Source organism: Clostridioides sp. ES-S-0049-02 (assembly GCF_020658465.1).
GTDB lineage: Bacteria > Bacillota > Clostridia > Peptostreptococcales > Peptostreptococcaceae > Clostridioides.
Genome location: NZ_JACVWG010000090.1, coordinates 1 through 255, shown reverse-complemented (window position 1 = coordinate 255; position 255 = coordinate 1). Strand labels below are relative to the sequence as shown.

At 41.2% G+C, this 255-nt stretch carries 1 tRNA gene; it reads right to left on the bottom strand.

Annotated elements, in window-relative coordinates:
• Window positions 1–152: 152 nt before the first annotated feature.
• Window positions 153–228, bottom strand: a tRNA-Ala gene (locus IC213_RS20810).
• Window positions 229–255: the final 27 nt, after the last annotated feature.

The window sequence follows — 255 nt, the reverse complement described above, 5'->3', positions numbered from 1 at the left end:
TGCTAGCGCACGTCGCCAACAAACAAACTTCACATGTGTTCAGTTTATTCTGTTGCTTAAAGTGCTAACGCACATAGCTTGTCTAAAGATAAGCTAAAAGTGCATGTAAGAGGCTACTAGATAAATCGAAGATTTAAGTAATATACTCTTAATGGTGGAGATGAGGAGAGTCGAACTCCTGACCCCTTGCTTGCAAGGCAAGTGCTCTCCCAACTGAGCTACACCCCCAAATATGAAGTTCATAAAGAACTTTCA